Annotated in this window: 21 protein-coding genes; 14 read left to right on the forward strand and 7 right to left on the reverse strand. The window is 61.0% G+C overall.

The genetic code is table 11. The annotated features are described in order from the left end of the window. Positions 1-19: 19 nt before the first annotated feature. Genes folE2 through xseB form a run of 4 tightly spaced genes read right to left on the reverse strand, consistent with a single transcriptional unit; the run spans position 20 to position 3,831 of the window. Positions 20-820 carry a GTP cyclohydrolase FolE2 gene (gene folE2 / locus KI612_RS06280; RefSeq protein ID WP_226442963.1) on the reverse strand — a complete coding sequence of 267 codons (801 nt, stop codon included), beginning with the start codon at positions 818-820 and terminating at the stop codon, positions 20-22. A 14-nt stretch (positions 821-834) separates the two neighbouring features. Then, positions 835-2,700: a 1-deoxy-D-xylulose-5-phosphate synthase gene (gene dxs, locus KI612_RS06285; RefSeq protein WP_226442964.1), complete on the reverse strand. Its 1,866-nt coding sequence runs from the start codon at positions 2,698-2,700 to the stop codon at positions 835-837. A gap of 1 nt (position 2,701) precedes the next feature. Further along, positions 2,702-3,595: a polyprenyl synthetase family protein gene (locus KI612_RS06290; protein ID WP_226442965.1), complete on the reverse strand. Its 894-nt coding sequence runs from the start codon at positions 3,593-3,595 to the stop codon at positions 2,702-2,704. Then, positions 3,592-3,831 (reverse strand): exodeoxyribonuclease VII small subunit, encoded by a 240-nt coding sequence (gene xseB / locus KI612_RS06295; RefSeq protein ID WP_226442966.1) that lies wholly within the window; start codon positions 3,829-3,831, stop codon positions 3,592-3,594. Before xseB ends, KI612_RS06290 begins: the two co-directional genes overlap by 4 nt. A gap of 105 nt (positions 3,832-3,936) precedes the next feature. On the opposite strand from xseB, the gene KI612_RS06300 reads away from it, so the two are divergent. The 4 genes from KI612_RS06300 (at position 3,937) to KI612_RS06315 (ending at position 7,218) form a co-directional block, all read left to right on the forward strand. Continuing rightward, positions 3,937-5,073 (forward strand): aromatic ring-hydroxylating oxygenase subunit alpha, encoded by a 1,137-nt coding sequence (locus tag KI612_RS06300; RefSeq protein WP_226442967.1) that lies wholly within the window; start codon positions 3,937-3,939, stop codon positions 5,071-5,073. A gap of 66 nt (positions 5,074-5,139) precedes the next feature. Next, on the forward strand, positions 5,140-5,991 hold the full coding sequence (locus tag KI612_RS06305) for a DMT family transporter (protein WP_226442968.1): 852 nt from the start codon (positions 5,140-5,142) through the stop codon (positions 5,989-5,991). A 40-nt stretch (positions 5,992-6,031) separates the two neighbouring features. Then, positions 6,032-6,379, forward strand: a complete 348-nt coding sequence (locus KI612_RS06310) for a SpoIIAA family protein (protein WP_226442969.1) — start codon at positions 6,032-6,034, stop codon at positions 6,377-6,379. After that, a complete protein-coding gene (locus KI612_RS06315; protein WP_226442970.1) occupies positions 6,376-7,218 on the forward strand; it encodes a sulfurtransferase in 843 nt (280 codons plus the stop codon). Before KI612_RS06310 ends, KI612_RS06315 begins: the two co-directional genes overlap by 4 nt. Positions 7,219-7,255: 37 nt before the next feature. On the opposite strand, the gene KI612_RS06320 is transcribed toward KI612_RS06315, so the two are convergent. Together KI612_RS06320 and queG are read right to left on the reverse strand one after the other, a co-directional pair. Beyond that, positions 7,256-8,665, reverse strand: coding sequence for a YdgA family protein (locus KI612_RS06320; RefSeq protein ID WP_226442971.1), 1,410 nt, complete (start codon positions 8,663-8,665; stop codon positions 7,256-7,258). 91 nt (positions 8,666-8,756) lie between these two features. Continuing rightward, positions 8,757-9,812, reverse strand: coding sequence for a tRNA epoxyqueuosine(34) reductase QueG (gene queG, locus KI612_RS06325; protein WP_226442972.1), 1,056 nt, complete (start codon positions 9,810-9,812; stop codon positions 8,757-8,759). Between queG and tsaE the strand changes: the two genes are divergently transcribed. The 3 genes from tsaE (at position 9,807) to KI612_RS06340 (ending at position 12,541) form a co-directional block, all read left to right on the forward strand. Continuing rightward, positions 9,807-10,322 (forward strand): tRNA (adenosine(37)-N6)-threonylcarbamoyltransferase complex ATPase subunit type 1 TsaE, encoded by a 516-nt coding sequence (gene tsaE / locus KI612_RS06330; protein WP_226442973.1) that lies wholly within the window; start codon positions 9,807-9,809, stop codon positions 10,320-10,322. The genes queG and tsaE overlap by 6 nt on opposite strands. Next, a complete protein-coding gene (locus tag KI612_RS06335) occupies positions 10,256-11,602 on the forward strand; it encodes an N-acetylmuramoyl-L-alanine amidase (protein WP_226442974.1) in 1,347 nt (448 codons plus the stop codon). Before tsaE ends, KI612_RS06335 begins: the two co-directional genes overlap by 67 nt. Before the next feature lie 87 nt (positions 11,603-11,689). After that, complete coding sequence (locus KI612_RS06340; RefSeq protein WP_226442975.1) at positions 11,690-12,541, forward strand: hypothetical protein; 852 nt, start codon at positions 11,690-11,692, stop codon at positions 12,539-12,541. Between the two features lie 51 nt (positions 12,542-12,592). Here KI612_RS06340 and KI612_RS06345 read toward each other — a convergent pair whose 3' ends face one another. Next, the gene (locus KI612_RS06345; protein WP_226442976.1) at positions 12,593-13,645 is read right to left on the reverse strand and encodes a GGDEF domain-containing protein; all 1,053 of its coding nucleotides are present in this window, start codon (positions 13,643-13,645) and stop codon (positions 12,593-12,595) included. Positions 13,646-13,813: 168 nt separating this feature from the next. Here KI612_RS06345 and KI612_RS06350 point away from each other — a divergent pair, with 168 nt between their 5' ends. From KI612_RS06350 to KI612_RS06380, 7 genes are all read left to right on the forward strand, one after another. Continuing rightward, positions 13,814-14,734: a bifunctional riboflavin kinase/FAD synthetase gene (locus KI612_RS06350; RefSeq protein ID WP_226442977.1), complete on the forward strand. Its 921-nt coding sequence runs from the start codon at positions 13,814-13,816 to the stop codon at positions 14,732-14,734. Positions 14,735-14,743: 9 nt separating this feature from the next. After that, the gene (ileS, locus tag KI612_RS06355; protein ID WP_226442978.1) at positions 14,744-17,542 is read left to right on the forward strand and encodes an isoleucine--tRNA ligase; all 2,799 of its coding nucleotides are present in this window, start codon (positions 14,744-14,746) and stop codon (positions 17,540-17,542) included. Further along, entirely contained in the window at positions 17,535-18,020 is a 486-nt protein-coding gene (gene lspA / locus KI612_RS06360) for a signal peptidase II (RefSeq protein WP_226442979.1), read from the forward strand. The genes ileS and lspA overlap by 8 nt, the downstream gene beginning before the upstream one ends. Next, a complete protein-coding gene (locus KI612_RS06365) occupies positions 18,017-18,448 on the forward strand; it encodes an FKBP-type peptidyl-prolyl cis-trans isomerase (RefSeq protein WP_226442980.1) in 432 nt (143 codons plus the stop codon). The genes lspA and KI612_RS06365 overlap by 4 nt, the downstream gene beginning before the upstream one ends. Beyond that, positions 18,449-19,375 (forward strand): 4-hydroxy-3-methylbut-2-enyl diphosphate reductase, encoded by a 927-nt coding sequence (gene ispH / locus KI612_RS06370; RefSeq protein ID WP_226442981.1) that lies wholly within the window; start codon positions 18,449-18,451, stop codon positions 19,373-19,375. 210 nt (positions 19,376-19,585) lie between these two features. Next, positions 19,586-22,948, forward strand: a complete 3,363-nt coding sequence (locus tag KI612_RS06375; RefSeq protein ID WP_226442982.1) for a pilus assembly protein — start codon at positions 19,586-19,588, stop codon at positions 22,946-22,948. Next, on the forward strand, positions 22,948-23,457 hold the full coding sequence (locus KI612_RS06380; protein ID WP_226442983.1) for a GspH/FimT family pseudopilin: 510 nt from the start codon (positions 22,948-22,950) through the stop codon (positions 23,455-23,457). Before KI612_RS06375 ends, KI612_RS06380 begins: the two co-directional genes overlap by 1 nt. Positions 23,458-23,459 lie beyond the last annotated feature (2 nt).

Below are 23,459 nucleotides of genomic sequence, written 5' to 3' on the forward strand. Positions count from 1 at the left end.
TGACCGGTGAGGAAGCCGTTCAGGCTGCCGTCTTGTCCTTTTCAATCAGCGCGTAGGCTGAGTGATTGTGAATGGACTCGAAGTTTTCCGATTCGACCACGTAGGCGTCGATGCGGCCTTCGGCGTTGAGGCGGGCGGCAACGTCGCGCACCATGTCTTCGACGAATTTCGGGTTGTTGTAGGCGCGTTCGGTGACGTACTTCTCGTCGGGGCGCTTGAGCAGGCCGTAAAGCTCGCAGGAGGCTTCCTGCTCGACCAGTTGGGCAAGCTCCTCGATCCAGACGAAATCGTTCGTTCTGGCCGTCACCGTGACGTGCGAGCGCTGGTTGTGGGCGCCGTACTCGGAGATTTTCTTCGAGCAGGGGCACAGGCTGGTCACCGGGACGACGACCTTGACCGAGGTGGTGACTTTGCCGTGACAGATGTCGCCGATGAAGGTCACGTCGTAATCCATCAGGCTCTGCACGCCGGAAACCGGGGCCGTCTTGTTGATGAAGAACGGGAAGTTCATCTCGATGTGGCCGGTTTCGGCTTCGAGCTTGACGACCATGTCGCTGAGCATGGCCGGGAAGTTCTCGACCGAGATCTCGCGCTCGTGGCTGTTCAGGATCTCGACGAAGCGCGACATATGGGTGCCCTTGAAATTGTGGGGCAGGCCGACGTACATGTTGAACACGGCGATGGTGTGCTGGACGCCGACGGATTTGTCCTGGACCTTGACCGGATGCCGGATCGACTTGATGCCGACCTTGTTGATGGCGATCTGGCGAGTGTCGGCAGAGTTCTGGACGTCGGGGATGGTGCTGTTCGGGGTGCTCATGGGCTGTTCTTCAATCAATTATTGTGGGTTGTTGCGGGGGAAGCCGCACGTACGGCGCGCACGATGCCATCCTTGTCGAGGCCGAGTTCGGCCAGCAACTGGCCTTGTTCGCCGTGGTCGATGAAGCGGTCGGGCAGGCCGAGGCGCAATACCGGCACCGTCAGTCCGTTTTCCGCCAGCACCCGTTCGATTTCCGAACCGGCGCCGCCGATGATGGCGTTCTCTTCGATAGTGACCAGCAGGGAATGGTTCCCGGCCAGTGCAACAATCAGTTCGACATCAAGCGGCTTGATGAAGCGCATGTTGGCTACGGTTGCGTCGAGTTCATTGCCGGCGGCCTCGGCGGCGGTGACCAGGCTGCCGAAGGCGAGCAGTGCGATGTCCTTGCCCTGGCGACGGATTTCGCCCTTGCCGACGGGCAGGCTGTCAAGATTGGTTTCCGGGATCTTGCCGCTGCCGCCGCCGCGCGGGTAGCGCACCATGCTCGGGCAATCGAGTCCGTAGGCGGTGGACAGCATCTTGCGGCATTCGGCTTCGTCGGCCGGGGCCATGACTACCATGTTGGGAATGCAGGTGACGAAGGAGAGGTCGAAGGTGCCGTGGTGGGTCGGGCCATCGGCGCCCACCAGGCCGCCGCGGTCGACGGCGAAAACAACCGGTAAATTCTGCAGGGCGACGTCGTGGATCAGTTGATCGTAGGCGCGCTGCAGAAAGGTCGAGTAGATGGCGACGACCGGTTTCAGGCCTTCGCAGGCCAGCCCGGCGGCAAAGGTCACGGCATGTTGCTCGGCGATGCCGACGTCGAAATAGCGGTCGGCGTGTTCGCGGGCAAAGCGGACCATGCCGGAACCTTCGCTCATTGCCGGCGTGATGCCGATCAGGCGCGCATCGGCCTTGGCCATGTCGCATAGCCAGTCTCCGAAAACCTGGGTATAGGTCAGCTTGCCGCCGCCCTTGCCGGATTTGATGCCTTCATCCGGCGCGAATTTGGCGACACCGTGATAGAGGATGGGATCGGCTTCGGCCAGCTTGTAGCCCTGGCCCTTCTTGGTGATGACGTGCAGGAATTTCGGGCCCTTCAGGTCGCGCAGGTTTTCCAGCGTCGGGATCAGGGCGTCGAGGTCGTGGCCGTCGATCGGACCGTAATAATGGAAGCCGAACTCCTCAAACAGCGTACCCGGCGCGATCATGCCCTTGACGTGCTCCTCGGCGCGGCGCGCCAGTTCGAGCAGCGGTGGCGCAAAGCCGAGCATGTGACGGCCGGCCGAGCGGGCGACGTTGAAGGTCTTGCCCGACATCAGGCGGGTCAGGATGTTGTTGAGCGCGCCGACCGGCGGCGAGATCGACATCTCGTTGTCGTTGAGGATGACCAGCATGTCGGTATCGCCGACACCGGCATTGTTCATCGCCTCAAAAACCATGCCGGCGGTCATCGCGCCGTCACCGATGATGGCCACCGCCTTGCGGTTTTCGCCTTTGAGCTTGGCCGCTTGCGCCATGCCCAGGGCGGCCGAGATCGAGGTCGAGGAATGGCCGACGCCAAAGGTGTCGTAAGGGCTCTCGCAACGCTTCGGGAAGCCGGAGATGCCACCGTGCATGCGCAAGCGGCTCATGCCTTCGCGGCGTCCGGTCAGGATCTTGTGGGCGTAGCACTGGTGGCCGACGTCCCAGACCAGGCGGTCATCCGGTGTATTGAATACGGCGTGCAGGGCAATCGTCAGTTCGACGGTGCCGAGATTGGACGACAGGTGACCACCGGTCCTGGCGACGGAGTCGATCAGGAAGTCGCGCAGCTCGCTGGCGAGTTGCGGCAGTTGCTTGCGTTCCAGACCGCGCAGGTCGGCTGGGCTGTTGATGCTTTCGAGCAGGGGATAGCTCATCTCAGAATTGCCGGTGGCAGATGAAGTCGGCCAGCTCGGTCAGGCGGCTGGCGCGGTCGCCGAAAATGGCAAGGGCGGCGAGTGCATCGGCGCGCAGTTCGTCGGCGTAGCGGCGGGCGCCGTCGAGACCGAGCAGGCTGACGTAGGTCGGCTTGTCGGCGGCTTCGTCCTTGCCGGCCGTCTTGCCGAGCGTGGCGGTGCTGGCCGTGCAGTCGAGGATGTCATCGACCACCTGGAAGAGCAGGCCGGCGCGCTTGGCGAAACGGTCGAGATTGCTGCGCTCGTCGGCCGACAGCGGCTGGCCGGCGAGGGCGCCGAGCAGCACGGCGGCGCGGATCAGGGCGCCGGTCTTGAGGGCGTGCATCAGTTCGAGTTCGGGCTGGTCGAGCGCCTTGCCGACCGAGGCGAGGTCGATCGCTTGGCCGCCGGCCATGCCGCGCGAGCCGCTGGCGTGGGTAAGCAGGCTGATCATTTCGAGCTGGCGGGCCGGGTTGGCATCGGGCTGGCTGGCAAGCAGTTCGAAGGCGAGCGTCTGCAGACTGTCGCCAACGAGCAGGGCTGTCGGTTCGTCAAATTCGACGTGGCAGGTCGGTCGACCGCGGCGCAGCACGTCGTCGTCCATGCACGGCAGGTCGTCGTGCACCAGCGAATAGGCGTGGATCAGTTCGACGGCGCAGGCAGCATAGTCGAGTTGCTCGGCGCTGGCGCCGGTCAGTTCGCCGGCGGCGAAGGCCAGCAGCGGGCGGACGCGCTTGCCGCCACCCAGCGTCGCGTAGCGCATGGCTTCGTGCAGGCGGGCGGGGATGCAGTCAGGGCCGGGCAGGTGCCGGGCGAGTGCGGTTTCGGTGCGGGCCTGGGTAGCGGCCATCCATTCGGCAAACGGGGTAGCGCTCACTCAGCCTCCAGGCTTGTACGGTCAACGTCCTTGAACTGGCCATTTTCGAGAACACGAATCTGCGTCTCGGCAGCACTCAGCTGGGCCTGGCAGTGTTGCATCAGTTCCATGCCGCGACGATAGGCGGCGATGGAGGCTTCGAGTTCGAGTTTGCCGCTTTCCATGCTGGAGACGATGTTTTCGAGCTCGCCCATGGCGGTTTCGAATTTCATGTCGGCGATGGGGGATTGATCCATGTCAACGGGTTTCGAGGAAACACGCGAAAATACTCCATCCGGGGGCTTCTGGTCAAATTGCGGGCAGGGTAAAATCCCGCTTTTTTAACCCGCTGGAGGCGTGGAATGTCCGACGTGGCGAGCTTGTCCCGTTTGGTCCCCGCAGTTTCCCAACTGCCGGTGGACTGGTATTTCGATGAAAAAATTCATGAGCTGGAGAAAAAGCTCATCTTCGATGCCGGTCCGGGATATGTCGGCCACCAGCTGATGGTGCCGGAAGCGGGCGATTATCGTTCGCTGGAGTGGAAGGACCACGGCCAGATGCTGCTCAACGGCGGCCAGTCGGGCGAACACGCGGGTATCTGGCAGATGTCCAACGTCTGCCGGCATCGTCAGGCGATCATGCTGCAGGGCTCAGGCAAGCTGCAGGGCAATGTCGTCTGTCCGATCCATCGCTGGACCTACGATACCGCCGGTCAACTGATTGGCGCGCCGCATTTTCCGCAGAACCCCTGTCTCAACCTGAACAAGGCGAAGCTGGAAAACTGGAACGGCCTGCTCTTCAAGGGACCGCGTTCGGCCAATGCCGACCTGGGCGGGATGAATGTTGCCGGCGAGTTCGATTTTTCCGGCTACAAGCTCGACCACGTCGAGATGCACGAGTGCAACTACAACTGGAAGACCTTCATCGAGGTTTATCTTGAGGATTACCACGTTGTGCCTTACCACCCGGGCCTGGGCAATTTCGTCACCTGCGACGACCTTAGCTGGCAGTTCGGCGAATGGTATTCGGTGCAGAAGGTCGGCATCACCTCGCTGATGAAGGATTCTTCCTCTACCGCCTACAACCGCTGGCAGAAGGTGGTGCGCGAGTACTACGGTGATCGCGGCCAGACGCCGCCGCAGGGTGCCGTGTGGCTGACCTATTATCCGAATATCATGGTCGAGTGGTATCCGCACGTGCTGGTCGTGTCGACGCTGATTCCGCAGGGGCCGAACAAGACGATGAATGTCGTCGAGTTCTACTACCCCGAGGAAATTGTCGATTTCGAGCGCGACTTCATCGAAGCCGAACGTGCCGCCTACATGGAAACCGCGATCGAGGACGACGATATCGGCGAGCGCATGGATCGCGGCCGCAAGGCGCTGCTCGCCGAAGGCCGCAACGAAGTTGGTCCTTACCAGAGCCCGATGGAAGACGGCATGCAGCACTTCCACGAGTTCTACCGCCGGATCATGCAGTCAGCCATCGAGACGCGCTGATCGGTGCATGCAAGGCAAGGGGCGTCGGGGTAAAATCCGGCGCCTTTTTTATTTTTGAGCCGCTTCATGCAATCACTCTGGATGGTCGTCGCCAGCCTGCTTTTCGCTTGCATGGGGGTGTGCGTCAAATATGCTGCGCAAACGCACTCGGCGGTCGAAATCACCTTTTACCGCAGCTTCATCTCGCTGATCCTGATGTTTTGCCTGGTGCGCCTGCGTGGCGTGCCATTGGCGACACCGCACTGGCGCTGGCAAATCAGTCGCGGCGTGGTCGGCTTCGTCGCGCTGTTCGCCTATTTTTATGCAATCACGCTGTTGCCGCTGGCGACGGCGGTGACGCTCAACTACACCTCGGCGATCTTCCTCGCCATCTACCTGGCGCTGGCCGGCATGCGCCTGCGCGCCGGCATTCTCGGGGCGCTGCTGGTCGGCCTGCTCGGCGTCGCCTTGCTGTTGCGGCCGACGCTGGGTGCCGAACAACTGGTTGGCGGACTGGTTGGTCTCGGTTCCGGCGTGCTGGCCGGCATGGCTTATTTCAGTGTGCGCGAACTGGGCGAGCGTGGTGAGCCGGAGGCGCGTACGGTGTTTTACTTTTCCCTGGTTTCCTCGGTCTGTGGCGGAGGCTGGTTGTTGTTCAGCGAACTCCATGCGGTCGACCTGCACAGCGGCCTGCTTTTGCTCGGCGTCGCCTGTTTTGCGACAGTGGCCCAGCTCGCCATGACCCGCGCCTACACGCGCGGCAAAACGCTGATGTCGGCAGCGCTGGCTTACAGTACGGTGATTTTTTCCAGCCTGTTCGGCGCCTTGTTCTGGGGTGAAGTGCTCGATGGCGAGGCGTGGTTTGCCATCGGCCTGATCATCCTGTCCGGCATTGCGGCAACGCACTTTTCCCGCGTCGCGCCGGTGGAACAGGATTAAACGGCGTTAAACTCGAAGCAAACAACAACGGAGTCAAACCATGATCGTCATCGACCACCAACCCAGCCGCGTCAATGTTTCCGTCTTTGGCGAATTCACGCTGGCCGATTACAAGGAATTCGAGGAAGTCGTCAATTACAAGGTCAAGTTCGAAGGTCCGGTCGATCTCTGTTTCGATCTGAGCCAGATGGCCGATCTGACCATCGACGTCGCCTGGGAGGAGATCAAGTTCTCGCGCGCCCATGCCAACGATTTCAAGCGTGTTGCCGTGGTCACCGACAGCCAGTGGGTGACGTGGAGCGCCTGGTTGTCGCAGACCTTCGTCAATGCCGACGTCGAAGTGTTCGACAACGCCGAAGAAGCGCAAGGCTGGCTCGCTTCAGCATGAATTACACGACCCTGGTCGACGTCGCGACGCTGGCGGCGCATCTCGATGATCCGGCCTGGCTGGTGGTCGATGTGCGCCACCAGCTGGCTGATACCGGCTATGGCGAGCGCGCCTATGCGGCCGGGCATATCCCTGGAGCGGTCTTCCTGCACTGCGACCGCGACCTCTCGGGGCCGATGAATGGCGCCAATGGCCGTCACCCGCTGCCGGCGCCGGAAAAACTGGCGCAGTGTTTTGGCGCGATCGGTATCGGGCCGCAAACGCAGGTCGTGGTGTACGACGATGCGCAGGGCATGATCGCCGGTCGCCTGTGGTGGCTGTTGCGCTGGCTCGGACATGACCGGGTCGCCTTGCTCGACGGCGGCCTGCAAGCCTGGCAGGCGGTCAACGGCCCGTTAACGCCGGAAATGCCGCGCCGCTCGCCCACCACTTTTTCGGTCACGATGTGCGAATCCTGCGTCGATGCCGACTACGTGCGCGCCTTCATGCAGACCTCGCGCATGCATCTGGTCGATGCACGGGCGCCGGATCGTTTTCGTGGCGAGAACGAGACAATGGATCCGGTCGGCGGTCACATCCCCGGCGCGGTCAACCGCTTTTTTCGCGACAATTTGCAGGCCGATGGCCGTTACAAGCCGGCCGCCGAACTGCGTGCCGAGTGGCTGGCCGTACTCGCCGGCACGACGCCGGAGCAGGTCGTGCATCAGTGTGGTTCCGGGGTTTCTGCCTGCCACAACATGCTGGCCATGGAGATTGCCGGACTGACCGGCTCCCGGCTCTATGCCGGTTCGTGGAGCGAATGGTGTGCCGACCCGGCGCGGCCGGTCAGCACCGGTTGAAACAAAGCCCCGCCCGTTTTTGGCGGGGCTTTTTTCCTTATTGGGCCGGGGTGACCGCCTGCGGGTTGAACGGCACGCCATTGACGCTGAGCTGGCCCTTGCTGAAACCGATCTTGCTGCGCAGCATGCTGCCGTCCTGCTGTACATAACCTTGCTCGATCAGCCCGGCGATCTGCGGTGTCTGGGCGGATTCGCCGAGCAGGCTGGCCGGCAGGGCAATATCCGCGCTGGCCTCGAGTTTGCCGAGCAGCATGAAAGGATTGGCCAGTTCTTCCGGTTTCAGTTCGCCCAGCTTGGCGCTTGCCGAGATTTTGGCTTCGCCTTGCGGGCTCTGGAAGCTGATCCGGTCGACACGGATTTCCGGGCTGAATTTGAGCAGCGCCAGCGCCGGATCGCGCAGCGGTGCCATGCTCTGCAGCATGGCAGCCGGCTCCCGGGTGGTGCGGCGGCTCGGGTCGGCATACCACTGCAGCAGGGCGCGATGCAGGTTGGCCAGCGTGCGCGCATGCAGGTGGCGCAGCGAAAAATCGTAGTGAGCCGGGCCGTAGTTCTGCGCGCCGACTTGTGCCACCTCGACGCCGATCTGGCCGATCAGGTCGATGAACTCGCCATTGACCGGCAGCGCCGCATCGTAGGTCAGTTGCTTGAGCAGGAAGGCCGGCTTTTCGACGCCTTCGGCATCTTTGCCTTCGTTGAAGCTCAACTGCGCCAGCGTCATCTTGCTGTTGCCGACATAAAAACGGGGCTCGTCGTCAAACAGGCGCTGCTGGTCGGCTTCCAGATGCAGTCCGTTCATCTGGACGAGGCCGCCCTGCTCATTCCTGATCTCCAGGCTGGGCGCGTCGGCTTGCAGCGTGTAGCGCTGCATGTGGCTGCTGAAATCGACCACCATCCGGATGCCGCCCCAGCTTGCCCGGCTCGTTTTGCCTTCTTCTGTTTTCGGCAGGTCGAAGGCAATGGCCGGACTGCTTGCCGTGCTGATGCCGCCGCCCAGGAGACGGAATTCACTATGGATCTGCAGCGGCTTCTGCTCGCCGAACAGTGCCGTAGCTTGTTGCTGTTGTTCGGCAGTAAGTACCAGTTCGCTGTCGGCGACAGCGGCGGCCAGCGTCGAGAAGCCGGGGAACGGGCCATGCGTGAACTCGGTGCGCAGCGTGATCCTGATTGGTTCGGCGGGCGGGGTTTCTCCACCGTTGGCGCTATCGCCTGTCTGGGCCAGGGTGGTCAGTTCGTCTATGCCGACCAGTTCGATGGTGGCAATTTCCGTCGAGGAAAAAATGCCGCGCTGGAAGTCGCGGCTGACCAGTTTGACGTAAGGCTGCTGGTCGAAGGAGCGATACTGTTCGTCGAGCCTGGCTTCGACGCGCGTTCCGAGAAACCAGGCGCTGGCCGGGTAGGCGATGGCGACGAGGGCGGCGCCCAGGGCGAGAATGGCGGGTTTTTTCATGGTCGGATCAGTTGGTGGAAAGGCAAACGGGTTGCGGGTGCGGCGCATCATGCCATTGTTATAGTTTGGCCGGCAAGCGGCACGCGGAAACTCAGGCAGTGCGCTCGCCCAGGCGGGCCAGCGCCCACGCGACATGCTCGCGCACGAGCGGCGAAGGATGGTCGGCCCGGCTATTCAGTGCGGCCAGCGTGGCTGGCGTCGCTTCGCCATTGCCCAGTCCGATGGCGATATTGCGCAACCAGCGTTCATGCCCGATGCGCCGGATCGGGTTGCCAGCAAGGCGATCGTTGAATTGCTGCTCGCTCCAGGCAAACAGCTCGGTCAGTTGCGCCGTGTCCAGGCCGTGGCGCGGCGCAAATTCGCCATCCCCCGGTTGCGCAAAACGGTTCCACGGGCAGCACAGCTGACAGTCGTCGCAGCCGTAGATGCGGTTGCCGATCAGCGGGCGGAATTCCTCGGGAATGGCGCCGTCCAGTTCGATGGTCAGGTAGGAAATGCAGCGTCGCGCATCGACCCGGTAAGGCGCGATGATGGCGCCGGTCGGGCAGGCGCTCAGGCAGGCCGTGCAGCTGCCGCAGTGTTCGGCGATGGGCGCATCGGGCGGCAGCGGCAGGTCGGTGTAGATTTCGCCGAGAAAGCGCCAGGAGCCCTGTTGCGAGAGCAGCAGCGTGTGCTTGCCGCGCCAGCCGAGGCCGGCCTGGCTGGCGAATTCGACTTCCATGACCGGTGCCGAATCGGAAAAGGCGCGGTAGCCGAAGGGGCCGATCCGGACGCTGATTGCATCGGCCAGTTTCTGCAGCCGGCTGCGCACCACCTTGTGATAGTCGCGCCCTTGGGCGTAGCGGGAAATCGCCGCCTGGCCGGGCTGGTCGGCGATTTTTGCATGTGGCAGGTAGTCGACCGCTGCGGAAATCACCGTGATCGTACCGGGTTGCAGCAAGGCGGGCTGGGCGCGCAATTCGGCGTGCCGGGCCATATAATCCATCCCGCCATGGCAGCCGGCGGCCAGCCAGTCGCGCAGATGCCCGGCGGCAGCGCCCACTTCGGCGCGCGCCACGCCGATGGCGGCAAAGCCCAGTTTTTCTCCGGCCTGACGGATGTCTTCCTTCAGCGCCGCGTAATCCACAGTGGAGTCCTGATCGTGCATAGCCCCGATGTTACCGCCGTTTATGAATTGCCCGACGAGGCCGCAACGCAGCGCCTCGGTGCCTGCCTGGCGCCGCTGCTCGCCGGCGGGCGCGTCGTCTTCCTCGAAGGCGACCTCGGGGCGGGTAAAACGACGCTGGTGCGGGCCCTGATTCGGGCGCTCGGTTACGCCGGGCCGGTCAAAAGTCCGACCTATTCTCTGGTTGAAGTTTACGTAATTTCGAGCTTATACTTATATCACTTTGATTTTTATCGGTTCGAGTCACCGGAGGAGTTCCTCGATGCGGGCTTTTCTGAATACTTTAACGAGCATGCGCTCTGCCTTGTCGAATGGCCGGAACGCGCTGCAGGCTGCGTACCGTCGCCAGACCTGCGGTTGCGCCTTCATCATGCAGGTCTCGGGCGTGTCCTCGAAGCCGTGGCAGATACACCGGAAGGGACGCAATGCATAAGAGGGCTAAAGTCAGCCTGGACCGACGGCAGCTACTCCGCTATGCCGGCGCCTCGCTGATCCTCTCTGTTTCACCACTGGCCGGGGCCGCCATCAAGGCGCCCTCGGTGCTTGCCGTGCGCATCTGGCCGGCACCCGATTACACGCGCGTCACGCTCGAATGCGACGCGCCGCTCAAATACACGCAATTCACCGTCGAGAATCCGGACCGTCTGGTCGTCGATATCGAAGGTGTCGAATTCAACAGTGTGCTCGACAGTCTGGCGCGCAAGGTCGCGACCGACGATCCCTACATCAAGCTGCTGCGTGCCGGACGTTTCAAGCCCGGCGTCGTGCGCCTGGTCATGGAGCTCAAGACCAAGGTCACACCGCAGGTTTTCGAACTCAAGCCGGCCGGCGAATACGGCCACCGGCTGGTTCTCGACGTCTATCCGGTCAATCCGCCCGACCCGCTGATGGCGCTGCTTGAAGGGCGCAAGGATGCGGTCGAGCCGCCGCGCCTCGAACAGGATTTCCAGATCGGCAAGAAAGAGCCGGAAGATGCGCCGCTGAAAAAGGCCGAGAAGCTGCCGGAAGCGCCGGAGGTTCACACCAGCAAAAAATCGGGTAAACCGGTGGTCGACCGTCTGGTCACGGTCATGCTCGATCCCGGCCATGGCGGCGAAGATCCGGGGGCGATCGGGCAGGGCGGCTCCTACGAAAAGAACGTTACCTTGCAGGTCGCCAAGCGCCTCAAGGCGCGCATCGATGCCGAACCCAACATGCGGGCCGTGCTGACGCGCGATTCCGATTTCTTTGTGCCTTTGGGCATGCGCGTGCAGAAGGCGCGCCGCGTCCAGTCTGACCTCTTCCTGTCGATCCACGCCGATGCCTGGATCAAGCCGGATGCGCGTGGTTCCTCGGTCTTCGTGCTTTCCGAGCGCGGCGCCTCAAGCACGCAGGCGCGCCTGCTCGCGCAGCGCGAGAACGAGGCGGATCTGGTCGGCGGCGTCAATCTGGGGGCCAAGGATCTGTTCCTTGCCCGTACCCTGCTCGACCTGTCGCAGACGGCGACCATCGCCGACAGCCTGAAACTGGGCAAGTACCTGTTGGGCGAACTGGGCTCGGTGAATACGTTGCACAAGAACAATGTCGAGCAGGCGAGTTTTGCCGTGCTCAAGGCGCCGGACATTCCCTCGGCACTGATCGAGACGGCCTTCATTTCCAATCCGGAAGAAGAGCGTCGCCTGAACGACGATGCCTATCAGGACAAGCTGGCCGAGGCCATCGTGCGCGGTGTGCGCCAGTATTTCAGCAAGAATCCGCCGGGGCCGAAAGCGAAACTGGCAACGCTGGGCTGATTGCCCAGGCTCAGGCCGCAGCCTGCCGGCAAGGCGTGAATCACCGATTCGCGCCTTTTTTATTTCAGTGTTTTCTTTGGGTGATGCATGCGCAAACTGATTGCCGAACTCCAGCGGCTCTATTTTCTTCCCGATCAACACTGGCAGAACGATGCGGGTGATGATTCACGGTCCGGTGCCGCCATCGCCGATGCGCTGGCCCGCAGCCTGGATGGCGAATTCGCCATCGAACTCCGGCAACCCGTCGCTGAGGGCCAAGTCCGGTTGATGCGGCTGAATTTCAGGAAAGCGCGTGACTGGGAGGCCGTCGCCCAACTGTATCAGGCGGTGCAGGACGAACTCGACCTGCCGCGGCCGGCGATTTCGGTTTCCGCCGAGAGCGGTTTCCACCTATGGTTTTCCTTGGCTGCACCGATTTCGGTCGGGTCGGCAAGGTCATTTCTCGAGGCTTTGCGGCGCAGATACCTGGCTGAGATTCCCGTTGCGCACATTGAATTTTTTCCCGGCGATGACAGCGCCGTCGGTGTGACGCTGGTGCCGGCGCTGCAGCGGGCGAGCGGAAAATGGTCAGCCTTCATCGACCCGAGCATGGGCAGCATGTTTGTCGAGGAGTCCGGGCTGGACATGGCGCCCAACATGGAGCGCCAGGCGGACATGCTGGCAGCGCTCAAAAGCATCAAGGCGGAAGATTTCGCACGGGCTGTCGAATTGCTGCTGGCACCTGTCGCAGCGGCGAGTCCGATGCCTGCCCTTGCTTGCGGCGAGAGCGATGCCAGCTCGGTACTGCGACAGTCTGCCGATCTTCTCGGTGTCGGCAGCAATTTCACGGATCCGGCCGGTTTCCTGCTGGCGGTGATGAATGATGCAACGGTCAGCGCCAGCCATAGAATCGAGGCGGCCAAGGCCTTGTTGCCTTATTTTGCCGGCCCGGCGAAGTAAGCGGCTGTAGCGGTCAACGTCTTGTTTTGGCCGGTTTTCCGGCGGGGCGGCTCAGAACAGTTCGACTTCGCCACTGGCCGGTGCGCGCAGCTTGAGTTCGCCTTGCGCAACCAGCATCTCGTAGCAGTCAACGCGGTTGCGGCCGTGCTCCTTGGCGTAATAGAGCGCTTCGTCGGCGCGGTCGATGGCATCGGTCGGCGTGTCGTTGGGCAGCAGCCGGCTGAAGCCGATGCTCACTGTGACATGCCCGATCCGGCTGAAGACCTGCTTTTCGACATCCTTGCGAAAGCGTTCCAGCGTGGCCATGGCTGATGCCTGGTCGGTCGGCTGGAGGAGGGCGATGAACTCTTCGCCACCAAAGCGGAACAACTGGTCGTCGAAGCGGAAGGAGTTCTGCATGACTTGCGCCAGCATGATCAGCACTTCGTCGCCGATCAGGTGGCCGAAATTGTCGTTGACCTGCTTGAAGTGATCGATGTCGCAGACCGCCAGCCAGTGGCTGCTCAGTGTCGACTCACCGCGTCGGCGCAGCGGCGCCTGCAGCGTGTTGGTGCGCAAGTGTTCGTCGGCTGCTGATTTGCCGAGCAGTTCGAACAAATGCTTGTCAAAGGTTTTGCGGCTGGCCAGTCCGGTCAGCGTGTCGGCTTCGCCGTAGTCGAGCAGGGCGATGTGGTTGCCGAAGTACTCGATCAGTCCCATCAGCGAGACACGCTGGTCGGCCGAAAACTCTTCCGACAGCGCCAGATCGATCATGTAAATCGGCTGATCCAGACGGTTGACCGGGAAGACGATCCGGTGCGAACCATCCTCCAGCATGTCGAGAACGGCCGACGCCTCCTTGCGGCAACGGTTGAGCAGTGGATCGCGGTCGATCGGCTGACAGAAACGATGGTCCGGCAGGTAGGCGTTATGGACAAAACGTCCGTCCGGGCCATAGCCGGCGCAGGCAAAAACGGTGGCTTTTTTCTTACCCGGATAGCAGCGGTAAATGGTGACCGACTGCGGATGAAACAGCTCGGTCAGCGCATCGACCATGGCGGCATTGATCTCGGTGCGATCGCGGCACGACGAAAGTTTGACGATGTGGGCGATCAGATTGAGCATGGAGCCTGGTATATGGGCGGAATTTGTCTTTGACCGTTGATTATAGCCAAACGCTTATCCCGGAAGGCGTCTTATCTTGTGTCGGCTGTTATTTTTCTTATTTCTCTTTAGTGGCTGTCGGCGGACCGGGGCCGTTATAATTCAACGTTTTTTTTCGCTCCCAAGCCCATGCGCGTCTTTCGCGGTCACTCGCGTCCAGTTCCCTCTCCCGTTGTGCTCGCCATCGGCAATTTCGACGGCGTGCATCTCGGCCATGCCGCGCTGCTCAAGCAACTGGCGGCGGCCGCGGCACGCCTGCAACTGGCGCCGACGGTGCTGACTTTCGAGCCGCATCCGCGCGAGTTCTTCGCGCCTGAGTCCGCCCCGGCCCGTCTCACCACCCTGCGCGAAAAACTTGAGCTGCTTGCCGATTGCGGCGCCAGCCAGGCAATGATCTGCCCGTTCAATGCGGCCTTTGCTGCCTTGTCCGCCGAGGAATTCATCGAACAGGTGCTGGTGCGCGGCCTGCGCATCAAGCATCTGATCATCGGCGACGACTTCCGTTTCGGGCGCGGGCGCAGCGGCGACTTCGCCTTGCTCCAGGCGGCCGGCAAGCAGCAAGGTTTTACCGTCGAAGCCATGCAGAGCGTCACGGTCGACGGCGAAAGAGTCTCCAGTTCCGGCGTCCGTCGTGCCCTGGCGGCCGGCGACATGAACCATGCGGCAGCCCTGCTCGGGCGCCCCTACATGATAGACGGCAGCGTCCGGCATGGCGACAAGATCGGGCGCCAGCTCGGTTTTGCCACGGCCAATATCCGCATCCGCCACAATCCGCTGCCGATGACCGGCGTGTTTGCCGTTGAAGTCGCCGGTCTCGGCGAACAGCGGCTGCCCGGCGTCGCCAATCTCGGCATTCGGCCGACCCTGGGCGGCACGCGGCCGCTGCTCGAAGTGCATCTATTCGATTTCGACCGCGACATCTACGGCACCCACCTTTCCGTTCGTTTCGTGCACAAGCTGCGCAACGAGCAACGCTTTCCCAATTTTGATGCCCTCAAGGCGCAGATCGCGGCAGATGCCGCGGCCGCCCGGGCCTTCTTCAAGCTGTGAGCACGCAAAATGGCTGATTACAAAGACACCCTGAACCTGCCGGATACGGCTTTCCCGATGCGTGGCGACCTGCCCAAGCGCGAACCGCAATGGGTCGCCCTGTGGCAGGAAAAGAAGCTCTACCAGCGCATCCGCGAAATCTGCGCCGGCCGGCCGCGCTTCGTGCTGCACGATGGTCCGCCCTACGCCAACGGTGACATCCACATCGGCCACGCGGTGAACAAGATTTTGAAGGACATTATCGTCCGCTCGAAGACGCTGTCCGGTTTCGATGCGCCCTACGTGCCGGGCTGGGACTGTCACGGCCTGCCGATCGAGCACCAGATCGAAAAGCTGCACGGCAAGGCCATCCCGGCCGACAAGGTGCGCGAACTGTCGCGTGCCTATGCCGCCGAACAGGTCGAGCGCCAGAAGAAGGATTTCATCCGTCTCGGCGTGCTCGGCGATTGGGACAATCCTTACCTGACCATGAATTTCGCCGCTGAAGCCGGTGAAATCCGCGCCCTCGGCAAGATTCTCGAACGCGGCTACCTGTACCAGGGCCTGAAGCCGGTGAACTGGTGTCTCGATTGCGGTTCGGCGTTGGCCGAAGCCGAGGTCGAGCACGAGGACAAGACCTCGCCGGCCATCGACGTCGCTTTCGAAGTGCATGAAAACCACGCCGCCAAGCTGGCGGCGGCTTTCGGCCTGACGCATCTGCGCGGCCCGGCCTTCGCCGTGATCTGGACGACGACGCCATGGACCCTGCCGGCCAACGAAGCGGTCAGCGTGCATCCGGAGCTGACCTACGACCTTGTCGAAACGGCGAAGGGCGCCCTGATCCTGGTGCACGAACTGGCCGAATCGGCGCTCAAGCGCTACGAACTCGAAGGCACGGTGATCGCCTCGACGACCGGCGACAAGCTCGACCAGATCCTGCTCAAGCACCCGTTCCAGGCGCGCGACGTTGCCATCATCTGCGGCAAGCACGTCACCACCGAGGCCGGTACCGGCCTGGTGCACACCGCGCCGGCGCACGGCGTGGACGACTACAACGTCGGCCGCCAGTACGGTTTGCCAGTGAACAACCCAGTCGGCAACGATGGCCGCTTCATTTCGACCGTTCCGGCGCTGTCGACCGGTGAGCTGGCCGGCAAGACGGTCTGGGAAGCCAATCCGCTGGTGCTCGCCGAACTGGCCGCCAGCGGTCGACTGCTGCACGAAGAGAAAATCCGCCACAGCTATCCGCACTGCTGGCGCCACAAGACGCCGATCATCTTCCGCGCCACGACGCAATGGTTCATCGGCATGGACCGCAAGCAGGACGAGAATGCGCCGACCCTGCGCTGGATCGCCGAGCGCGCCGTCGATGAAACCCAGTTCTTCCCGGCCTGGGGCCGCGCCCGCCTGGAAGGCATGATGAAGACCCGCCCGGACTGGTGCGTCTCGCGCCAGCGCAACTGGGGCGTGCCGATTCCCTTCTTCCTGCACAAGGAAACCGGCCAGCCGCATCCGCGCACGGCCGAACTGGTCGAGCTGGTTGCCCAGCGCGTCGAGAAGGCCGGTATCGAAGCCTGGTTCAGCCTGGATGCCGCCGAACTGCTCGGCGCCGAGGCCGAGCAGTACGTCAAGATGAAGGACACGCTGGACGTCTGGTTCGATTCCGGGACGACACACTGGCATGTCCTGCGTGGCACGCATGCGGCCGATCTGGCCTATGTCGCCGATCTTTACCTCGAAGGCTCCGACCAGCATCGCGGCTGGTTCCAGTCCTCGCTGCTCTCCGGTTCCGCCATCGACGGCCAGGCGCCGTACAAGGCGCTGCTGACGCACGGCTTCGTCGTTGACGGCAAGGGCCACAAGATGTCGAAGTCCAAGGGAAACGTCATCGCGCCGCAGCAGGTTTCCGACAAGATGGGTGCCGAGATTTTGCGCCTGTGGACGGCGTCGACCGATTACTCGGGCGAGCTGACCATTTCCGACGAAATCCTCAAGCGCGTCGTCGAAGGCTATCGTCGCATCCGTAACACCTTGCGCTTCCTGCTCGCCAATGTTTCCGACTTTGATGCTGCAGCCGACATGCTGCCGGTTGAAGACTGGCTGGAAATCGACCGCTACGCGCTGGCCCTGACCCGCGAACTGCAGGCAGGCTGCCGCGCCGATTACGACAAGTACGAGTTCCACCGCGTCGTCCAGGCGCTGCAGACCTTCTGTTCGGAAGATCTTGGTGGCTTCTACCTCGATATCCTCAAGGACCGTCTGTACACGACGGCACCGAAGTCGCAGGCGCGCCGCTCGGCACAATCCGCGCTGTGGCACATCACGCAGGCCTTCACCCGCCTGCTGGCGCCGATCGCTTCCTTCACCGCCGAAGAAGTCTGGTCGGTGCTGACTGGCAAGGCTGATGACTCGGTGATGTTCCAGCTTTGGCACGACCTGCCGGCGCTGGCCAACGAAGGCGAACTGCTCGCCAAGTGGGCCATCGTGCGCGCTGTCCGTGCCGATGTCACCAAGGCGCTGGAAGAACAGCGCGAAGCCGGCAAGATCGGCTCGGCGCTGCAGGCCGCGGTCGAAATCCGCTGTGCTGGCGAGAAATACGAGGCTCTGGCTTCGCTTGGCGATGATCTGAAATTCGTGCTGATTTGCTCGTCGACCGTGCTGGCGCAGGGTGAAGCCGAGCAGGTGATCGCCTCGCCGCTGGCGCACGCCAAGTGCGAACGCTGCTGGCACGTCCGCGAAGATGTCGGCGCCGACCCGGCGCATCCTGGCTTGTGCGGACGCTGTGTCAGCAACCTGCACGGTGCCGGCGAGGCGCGTCACTGTGCCTGACAAGGCGGCTCACTGGTACGCCCTGGCCGGGCTGGTCATAGCGCTCGACCAGCTCAGCAAGTGGCTGGTGCTGGGCAATATCGAGTTCGGCCAGACGATCTATGTCGCGCCGTTCTGGAACTGGGTTCTGGCCTATAACCCCGGTGCCGCCTTCAGTTTCCTGGCCGATCAGCCGGGCTGGCAGCGCTGGCTGTTCACCGTGCTGGCGCTCGGCGTGTCGGGCTGGATCGCGCTTGAGTTGCGCCGCCATCCCGAACAGAAGACGCTGTCGCTGGCGCTCGCGCTGGTCATGGGCGGGGCGCTCGGTAACGTCATTGACCGCGTGCGTTTCGGCGCGGTCGTCGATTTCATTCAATGGCATGTCGCCGGTTACTACTGGCCAGCCTTCAACGTCGCCGATTCGGCCATCACGCTCGGCGCCATTTTGCTGGTCCTGGCGCAGTTGACCGCCGGCGGCCACGACAAGGATACAAAATGAGCAGCACCGTCCGTTCCGACAGCTATCTGACCCTGCATTACCGCATCACCACGCTCGACGGCGAGGAGTTTCTGTCTACCTTCGACATGAGCCCGGCCACCTTGCAGATGGGCAGCGGTCAACTCGCCGAAAACCTCGAAAATGTCCTGATCGGTTTGCCCGCCCAGGAAAACTTTGTTTTCGAACTGGAGCCGGCGCAGGCTTTCGGCATGCACAACGAACGCCTGGTCGAGCGCATCGCGCGCAGCGGTCTGCCGGCCGAGATGGAACTGAAGGAGAATTCCGTCGTCGAATTCACCGCGCCCAACGGCGGTACCTTTGCCGGCTTCCTGCGCGAGCTGGATGCGACGCACGCCCTGTTCGACTTCAACCACCCGATGGCCGGAAAGACGATCCGCTTCGAGGTGAAAATCATCGGAATCATGTAAATGCAAGTTCTCCTCGCCAACCCCCGCGGCTTCTGTGCCGGCGTCGAACGCGCCATCGCCATCGTCGAGCGCGCGCTGGAAAAGTTCGGTGCGCCGATCTACGTGCGCCACGAAGTCGTGCACAACAAGTTCGTCTGCGACGACCTGCGTGCCAAGGGGGCGGTATTCATCGAGGAATTGGCCGAAGTGCCGGCCGGCAGCACTGTCATCTTCAGCGCCCACGGCGTCTCGAAGGCGGTCCGTGCCGAAGCCGAAGAGCGCGGCCTCAAGGTGTTCGACGCGACCTGTCCGCTGGTCACCAAGGTGCATGTCGAAGTCGGCAAGATGCGCAACCAGACGCGCGAAGTGGTGATGATCGGCCACAAGGGCCACCCGGAAGTCGAAGGCACCATGGGACAAAGCCCGGAAGGCATGTATCTGGTTGAAACGGCCGAGGAAGTCGCCAGCCTGGATGTGAAGCATCCCGAACAGTTGTCTTTCGTCACCCAGACCACGCTGTCGGTCGACGATGCGTCGGTGGTCATTTCTGCCCTGCGCACGCGATTCCCGGAAATCCAGGGGCCGAAGAAGGACGACATCTGCTACGCCACGCAAAACCGCCAGGACGCCGTCAAGGCGCTGGCTGAACAGTGCGACCTGGTGATCGTCGTCGGCAGCCCGAACAGCTCCAACTCGCGCCGTCTCAAGGAAGTTGCGGTAGCGCGCGGGATTGACGGCTACCTGGTCGATGGTCCCGACGAAATCGACGCAGCCTGGCTGGCCGGCAAGAATAACGTCGGCATCACCGCCGGCGCCTCGGCCCCCGAAATCCTGGTCAGCCGCGTGGTTGACCGTATCCGCGCGCTGTCCGGTGCCTCTGTGGCACAACTGGCTGGCGTGGAGGAGGGCGTCTCGTTCGCGCTGCCGAAGGAACTGGCTGATCGCTGAGTCGTGAGTCTGTCGGCATACCGCTGACCCCCTGCTTTGTTCCGCTTGTCGTGAGCGCAGGCACGGTGACAAATATCTGAATTACATTGCAGGCGTCTTCAAGGTTTGTGTGGTGCCGTGCTCGTGTGAAAATTGCCGGCCGCATGTCCCGTTTGTCTTGTGGCTTTCCCGTGGATATTGCTCGGGAAGCCGGAAAAGCAGAGGTTAGTCATGAACTATCGCTTCCGACTCAATTCCATTCGTCTGGCGCTCTGCCTGGCTTTTCCGGTAGCCGGCATGCCTGCTTTCGCGGCCGAGCCTTTCCCTTCGCTGCCGCCGACGCTATCGACATCGGTGACGCCGAATATCGTACTTTTTCTTGATACCTCGGGCAGCATGCTGCAGGACAGCAACAACGCCTGGATGCTGACCAATCTCTGCAATTCCTACAACAATTGGAGTGCTTGCGTTAACAATAATACTAATAATTACCGCACACGAATTGACGACGAGGCGTATTCCCCGAATACCAAGATGAATATCGCCAAGCGGGTGGCCAGAAACCTGATCAATAACAATACGGCCTTGCGGTTCGGCCTGTTTACGTTCCACGACAGTCAGGGCAGCATTGGTGGTACCGAGCGTGGTGAGGCGAGCCGCTTACGCTATGCGGTAAACGACATGAGCGTCGCGGCGAACAAGACAGCACTGTTTACCGCCCTGAACGGGATTTACGGGCGAACCAGTACGCCGCTGGCTGAGGGCTTGCTCGAAATCACTCGCTACTACGAAGGAAAGACCTCCCTCTACAGCGGAGTCAACGGCAATACAGCCTATACCAGTCCGATTCAGTACCGTTGCCAGAAAAACTTTACCATTGTGATTACCGATGGCGAGGCGACAGATGATGATAATTTGCCGGGTAGCGGTAAAAGTGCGCTTGACTATACGGCACGCAATTCAAGTGGAGGTGCTGTAAGCAAGAGTTTCTCGGTCTGTACCGCTTCGAATGCAACGGCTGCTGATGGCTATTCGGTGACCTGTCCCTCCAAGTACGATGGAACCACGACGGACCGCAGTTTTGGCGATGCAGATAATCGCTCCAGCGCTATCCGCGACGTCGCGATGTATGGCAATGTGGCCGACCTGCGGGTGGGGGGGACTGATGCCGACCTCAAGAGCTTTGATGATCCGAAGTTTGCCAAGCAGAATATGTACACCTACACCGTCGGTTTTTCGGTGACCAATCCCGTGCTTCCTTCTGCTGCTCTGGTCGGTGGAGGCAAATATTACACGGCGACTGATGAAGCGACCTTGTCGGCGTCGCTGGCTGACGCAGTGAATGCGATCAAGGCCTCCACATCGAATGCTGGTGGTCTGGCGACAACCAATCCGGTCAAGATATCCGGGAACAAACTATTTCAGCCGGTCTTCAATCCTGATGGCTGGTATGGTGAGTTGCGTTGTTATGACTATGACAGCGTTACTTATGATGGGGCTGGCAATATCGTCAGTGGTGCTTGCACGCCCAATGCCAAGGCGCAGATTCCTGCTGCGGCCAGTCGGACAATTTATTCATCGAAATGGTCGGCTGCCGCAGGTCAAATCGATTCAGGAACGGCGACGACGGGTACCGGGGCGTTCGCCTTTACAACAGGTTCTTTGGCCTCAATGACCACCGACCAGAAAAATACGCTTGGCTCCACAGATACTGACCGCCAGAGCATGATTACCTTCCTGCGTGGTGGTACGGTGAGCGGCATGCGGACGCGCACCTATTTGCTGGGCGATATCATCGATGCTCAGCCCATTGTCGTTGCGGTGCCATCCGGGGTTACTTCAGATACGACCTACGATGCATTTAAAACCACGAATGCCAGCCGCAGCATGGTTTTTATCGGAGCCAACGATGGCATGATGCACGCGTTTGGCATCTCGAATATGACCGAATTGATGGGTTATGTTCCTTCGTCGATTTATCCCCATCTTGATGATTTGAGCAAGACGGACTATGGCGTTTCGGGTGGCACACCGCACACCTATCATGTCAATGGTGAGGTGCGCCAGGCTGATCTCAAGTTGAGTGGTGCCTGGAAAACTATTCTTGTAGGCGGTGTTTCCCAAGGCGGGCAAGGATTTTATGCGCTTGACGCAACGTCATCTTCACAATTGACGACATCTGCTGCTTCTGCAGTCAAGTGGGAGTGGAACGATCAGCATGACAACGAAATGGGTTATACCTTCGGCGCCCCGCTGATTTATAACGTCCGGACATCGGCATCGACAGTCGTGCCTGCGGTCATTTTGGTCAATGGCTACGAAAACGACTATGACGACACGGCCGTTGGTGGCAAACGCAAGGCCGAGAACACCGCTGTTTGTACCCGGGTTGTCAGTGGTGTCACGAAAGCCTGTAATACCTCGGCACTGTTTATCGTCAATGCTGACACCGGTAAATTGATCAAGAAAATTTCCGTTCCCGGGCGCTCGGATGGGATTGGCGGATTGTCCTCGCCCGCCGGCGTCGACTTCGGCCAAGATGGTGTGCTTGATTATGTTTATGCCGGGGATCTTAGCGGCAAGCTGTGGCGATTTGACCTGACGGCCTCTGATCCGGCTTCTTTCTCGGTGGGGAGTAACCCGGTTTTCGATGCCGGAACCGGTCAGCCAATTACCTTGCGCCCCGTGGTCAAGGCCATCAATACGGCGGCAGGGGTAGCCAGGGGGAATCTGGTGATGTTCGGTACTGGCAAGCTGCAAACCGATATTGACCGCAATTCGACAACGACGCAGAGCTTTTATGCTGTTCTCGATGAAATGGCGACTACGCCAACGACGGTCAGTAAAACCAGTTTGTTGCAGCGCCAGTTTGATACTGATGAGCACGCTGTGAGCGGGACGGGATATTCTGCTGGTACCTATCGCAAGGTGTTGGATCTGGCCAGCAATGTGACGATTGATCTGACCTCGGCTTCAGAAGCTTGGAAGGGTTGGTATATGGATTTTCCGACTTCATCGGAGCGCCTAGTGAGTTCTCCTCTGTTGCTTGAGTACATGTTGCTTTTTGGTACGGGTATTCCGTCGTCGGCTGAAAAATGCATTCCTGGTGGTAAGGGCTGGGTGATCGGGCTGGATCCTATGACTGGTGGCGTGACTGTTAGTAGTACAAAAAAACAGTACTCTTTTGTTGATGTCTACGCAGACGGCAGTTCGACGACCGCCGATAAAGTGGCTTTCGCGACGGGTAGTGCCTATGTCAACGGATTTGCGACTGACGGGATTCCGACTGAGCTGACCTATGTTGCCGATCAGAGCAAGATTGTCACCATCGATTCGACAAGCAATAGCGGGTTGGGTAGTTCCGGCAATGTTATTGCCCTCAGGGATGCTAATGTGATGTCGGTCTATGGAGGGAATGCGGCAGCCGGTGTCAGCAAGGGTGATGCCATGGGTGCGCCAACAGCGGACGGTCGCTATGGTGGGCGAATTGTTGGCGGTGTGGTTGGGGGGCCAACAGTATTCGATAAGAAAGGACCGCCTCCTCCGACTGATGCCTACAAAGTACAAACCACGATATGGCGGGAGATCAAGTGATGCCTCTTTTTGTCGGTTATCGTCGGTTTGAGGGCGCAGGTTTTTCTCTGATCGAAGTGATGGTGGTGCTGGTGATCGCGATTGTCCTGACGCTGGTTGCAGTGCCGGGCATGACCAATCTTTTTCGCGACGCCCGCCTGTCGACGCAGACGGACATGTTGATCAGTACGCTAAACAGCGCCCGTCTTGAGGCTGTAAAGCAAAGAAAGAACATCACGGTTTGTCCGATGACCAATGCTGATACCGGAACGGCGTGTTCCGCTTCGGCCAGTGACTGGACAAATGGTTTTGGTGTTTGGGATGGTACTGCAATCATTCAGCGGGTTGCGGCCAAGGGGGATGCGGCGATAACGACTGCGGCAACCTCCGTGGTTTTCGTCGGTACCTTTGGTAGCACGTCGGCGGCGGCCAGTTTTACCCTGTGCGCCAGCGGCAGAAAGCAGCAGCAAATTGATATTGGTGTTTCAGGTCATGTTTCCAAGAAAATCAATTCGACGCTTTGCTCGTAGTA

The sequence above is a fragment of the Quatrionicoccus australiensis genome, from assembly GCF_020510525.1.
Lineage (GTDB): Bacteria > Pseudomonadota > Gammaproteobacteria > Burkholderiales > Rhodocyclaceae > Azonexus > Azonexus australiensis_B.